The 3,774-nt window shown below is 39.4% G+C and carries 6 protein-coding genes; 4 read left to right on the top strand and 2 right to left on the bottom strand.

What is annotated here, in order from left to right; all coding sequences use genetic code 11:
- A partial coding sequence (locus IM515_RS02700) for a tetratricopeptide repeat protein (protein WP_287629060.1) occupies positions 1–818 on the top strand: 818 nt, incomplete at its 5' end.
- 512 nt (positions 819–1,330) lie between these two features.
- Here IM515_RS02700 and IM515_RS02705 read toward each other — a convergent pair.
- Together IM515_RS02705 and IM515_RS02710 are read right to left on the bottom strand one after the other, a co-directional pair.
- On the bottom strand, positions 1,331–1,579 hold the full coding sequence (locus tag IM515_RS02705) for a DUF2442 domain-containing protein (protein WP_287629061.1): 249 nt from the start codon (positions 1,577–1,579) through the stop codon (positions 1,331–1,333).
- Complete coding sequence (locus tag IM515_RS02710; protein WP_238707346.1) at positions 1,563–1,754, bottom strand: DUF4160 domain-containing protein; 192 nt, start codon at positions 1,752–1,754, stop codon at positions 1,563–1,565. The genes IM515_RS02705 and IM515_RS02710 overlap by 17 nt, the downstream gene beginning before the upstream one ends.
- Before the next feature lie 694 nt (positions 1,755–2,448).
- Here IM515_RS02710 and IM515_RS02715 point away from each other — a divergent pair.
- The 3 genes from IM515_RS02715 (at position 2,449) to IM515_RS02725 (ending at position 3,584) form a co-directional block, all read left to right on the top strand.
- On the top strand, positions 2,449–2,640 hold the full coding sequence (locus tag IM515_RS02715; protein ID WP_002771342.1) for a type II toxin-antitoxin system HicB family antitoxin: 192 nt from the start codon (positions 2,449–2,451) through the stop codon (positions 2,638–2,640).
- Entirely contained in the window at positions 2,637–2,819 is a 183-nt protein-coding gene (locus IM515_RS02720; RefSeq protein WP_071823004.1) for a type II toxin-antitoxin system HicA family toxin, read from the top strand. Before IM515_RS02715 ends, IM515_RS02720 begins: the two co-directional genes overlap by 4 nt.
- A gap of 222 nt (positions 2,820–3,041) precedes the next feature.
- Complete coding sequence (locus IM515_RS02725; protein WP_002790339.1) at positions 3,042–3,584, top strand: REP-associated tyrosine transposase; 543 nt, start codon at positions 3,042–3,044, stop codon at positions 3,582–3,584.
- The last annotated feature ends 190 nt before the right edge of the window (positions 3,585–3,774 follow it).

A 3,774-nucleotide genomic window follows, 5' to 3' on the forward strand; every position in this document is an offset into this window, starting at 1 on the left:
TAGCTTTAGATGAATACAACCAAGCTATTGAAATTAATCCTAATTATGCTATGGCTTACTACAATCGTGGGGTTCTTTACTATGACCAAAAAAAATACGAATTAGCTTTAGCTGACTGGAACAAAGCTATTGAACTTAATCGTAATTTTACTGAGGCTTACAACAATCGGGGGGTTCTTTACCGTCTCCAAGAAAAATACGAATTAGCTTTAGATGAATACAACCAAGCTATTGAACTTAATCGTAATTTTGCTATGGCTTACTACAATCGGGGGTCTCTTTATGATGACCAAAAAAAATACGATTTAGCTTTAGCTGACTACAACAAAGCCATTGACATTAATCCTAATTATGCTGAGGCTTACAACAATCGTGGGGTTCTTTATGATGATCAACAAAAATATGAATTAGCTTTAGCTGACTACAATCAAGCTATTAAACTTAATCCTAATTATGCTAATGCTTACTACAATCGGGGGCTTCTTTACATTGACTTGCAGAAATACGAATTAGCTTTAGCTGACTGGAACAAAGCTATTAAAATTAATTCTAATGATGCTGATGCTTACTACAATCGGGGGCTTCTTCACAGAGACTTGCGGAAATACGATTTAGCCCTCTCTGACTTCAGCAAAGCCATTGAAATTAATCCTAATTTGGCTCAAGCTTACTTAGGTCGTAGTATTTTATATGCCATATTAGGACAACCCGAAAAAGTAAAAATTGATCTACAACAAGCAGCCATATTATTCCGCCAACAGAATAATATGGCTGCTTATGAAAAGGTGATGCAGATTTTACAACAATTAGGGGGATAAGTTTCGTAGGTTGGTTTGAGCGAATAAATATGTTCAAGAAAACCTCTCAATTCTCAGGAAAAGCGAAACCCAACAGCCAACACCTAAATCCGTCTGAATCTTTTTGTTGGGTTTCTTTGGGTTTATTGTTGGGTTTCGTGCCTCAACCCAACCTACTTTAGTTTCCTTGGGTGTATTGTTGGGTTTCCTTACGTCAACCCAACCTACGGTAGTTTCTTTGGGTGTATTGTTGGGTTTCCTTACGTCAACCCAACCTACGGTAGTTTCTTTGGGTGTATTGTTGGGTTTCGTGCCTCAATCCAACCTACGGTAGAAACCCAACACCCAACACCTAAATCTGTCTGAATCTTTTTGTTGGGTTTCCTTGGGTTTATTGTTGGGTTTCGTGCCTCAACCCAACCTACGATAGTTTCTTTGGGTGTATTGTTGGGTTTCCTTACGTCAACCCAATCGACGATAATTGCTATGATTACTAGGTTCGGTAGAGCCGATTTTTTTTAAGCATTTAACATTTAAGCACCCAATCTTCCTTCTAAAATGCCAATGATGGACAAATCCTCATCTAAGGTTTCCCAATGTAATCCCGTGCCATCACAAATTAACTCAACCTCTGCTAATTGTTCAGAAGTTGCTTTTGATAACCGTTTATTTTTATAGGCAGGAAAACGAATTTCTCTATCGTCTTCTAAACGAATACAAATCCATTTATCTTCAACCCAAACTTTTTGAGCTTTTACTCTGCTTTCATGTACCAAATACATCGTGCCATTTCCTCCGTATTATTTCTATATTTTCTGTAATGATAACTTCAGCCCGAACAATTTCTTTGGTTTTTAGACCTTTAGCATAATCCAATTCTAGCGGCTCTAGCCAAAATTTAGCATATCCGCCGCCCCGTCGAACGTGAACGTGCATAGGTTCATTGCCTTCTGGCATAGAAAAAGAAAACATAGCCTTCCAGTCTGAAAATTTCTGGCATGAGGTTAAAGCTTATTTGGCTGGATTTGGCCAAGCATGAAATGTAACGCACCACCAATTTTATAATATTCAGTGGGTTATGCTACAGTGCTTGTCATTTTGGTGCGATCACTATTTTAGAGGACGAAAAGCGATCGCATCCTTTCCGAGGTTGGGTCATCGGAACGAAACCCAACACCCAAATCTGTCTGAATCTTTTTTTGGGTTTCTTTGGGTGTATTGTTGGGTTTCCTGACTACTGTAGAGTCCGTAGGTTGGGTTGAGCGAATAAATATGTTGAAGAAAACCTCTCAATTCTCAAGGAAAAGCGAAACCCAACACCCAACACCTAAATCTGTCTGAATCTTTTTGTTGGGTTTCCTTGGGTGTATTGTTGGGTTTCGTGCCTCAACCCAACCTACGGTAGTTTCCTTGGGTGTATTGTTGGGTTTCGTGCCTCAACCCAACCTACGGTAGTTTCTTTGGGTGTATTGTTGGGTTTCGTGCCTCAACCCAACCTACGAAACTGTAGGTTGGGTTGAGCGAATAAATATGTTAAGGAAAACCTCTCAATTCTCAGGGAAAGCGAAACCCAACATCGTGGCTTGGGAGCAATTCAGTTATAATAGGGGTCAACTTAATATCGTTAGCAACGCAGAATGAGGATTTCACCATGAGGATTCCATATACGTATTGGAAAGAATCAGATGGGATGTTCTTGGGCTATTTGAATGAATTTCCCGATCATTGGACCCAAGGTGTTGACTTAGAAGAATTAATCGAAAACTTGGTCGATCTCTACAGAACATTTACTACGGAAGAAATCCCCGGAATCAAGAGAGTTGCAGAGTTTGAAATCGCATGAAAAGGCATGATTTAATTGCACAATTAGAGCAAGCTGGCTGCTATTTGATTAGACATGGGGGGAAACACGATATTTACCATAATCCAGATACTGGAAAAACAGAACCAATTCCCAGACATCGAGAAATTAATGAGCGATTGGCTAAAAAGATTATCAAAAGTCTTACAGGCGACAGATAAATTCACAGTGCAAATCAAACAAGGCTACAAGGAAGCAAAGGATCTATGGAAAAATGATTACTATATGATTTAAAAAAGAGCGATCATATCGTTTCGTAGTAGTTTCGTAGGTTGGGTTGAGGAACGAAACCCAACAAATCCACCAGTTATGCTTTGTTGGGTTTTCCTTTGGTCAATCTAACCGACAAGGGAGATTATGCGCTAGAATAATCAATATTTATTATGCAGTATCGAAGGGCAAAAATTGAGGGAGGAACTTACTTTTTTACTCTTGTCACTCACAAGCGTAAAAAATTCTTGTGCGAACCGGAAAATATCTCCCTCTTGCGAGAAGCATTTCGCTACGTTATGCAACGTCACCCATTCACAATCGATGCCATTGTCATTTTACCCGACCACCTGCACTGCATTTGGACTTTACCCGAAGGTGATGCCAATTTTTCCACTCGTTGGCGTTTAATAAAAAGCTATTTTAGTCGTAACTGCGATTCACAATATCACGGAAAAATGAATACTTCGAGAGAGAATAAAAAAGAACAAACTATCTGGCAAAGACGGTTCTGGGAACACTTAATCAAAAACGAGCAAGATTTCATTTGTCATGTAGATTACATCCATTATAATCCCGTAAAACATCGATTAGTTAATGCTCCTTCAGCTTGGGAATATTCCAGTTTTCACCGTTATGTTCAACAAGAAATCTATCAGATTGACTGGGGTGCAAATGAAGAAATCATCTTTCCGGTGCAGGTTGGCTATGAATAGAGCGATCGCATCGTTTCCTAGGTTGGGTCATCGGAACGAAACCCAACAGCCAACACCTAAATCTGTCTGAATCTTTTTGTTGGGTTTCCTTGGGTGTATTGTTGGGTTTCCTGACTACTGTAGAGTCCGTAGGTTGGGTTGAGCGAATAAATATGTTAAGGAAAACCTCTCAATTCTCAGGAAAAGCGAA

The organism is Microcystis sp. M44BS1 (genome assembly GCF_020244875.1).
Classification (GTDB): domain Bacteria; phylum Cyanobacteriota; class Cyanobacteriia; order Cyanobacteriales; family Microcystaceae; genus Microcystis; species Microcystis panniformis.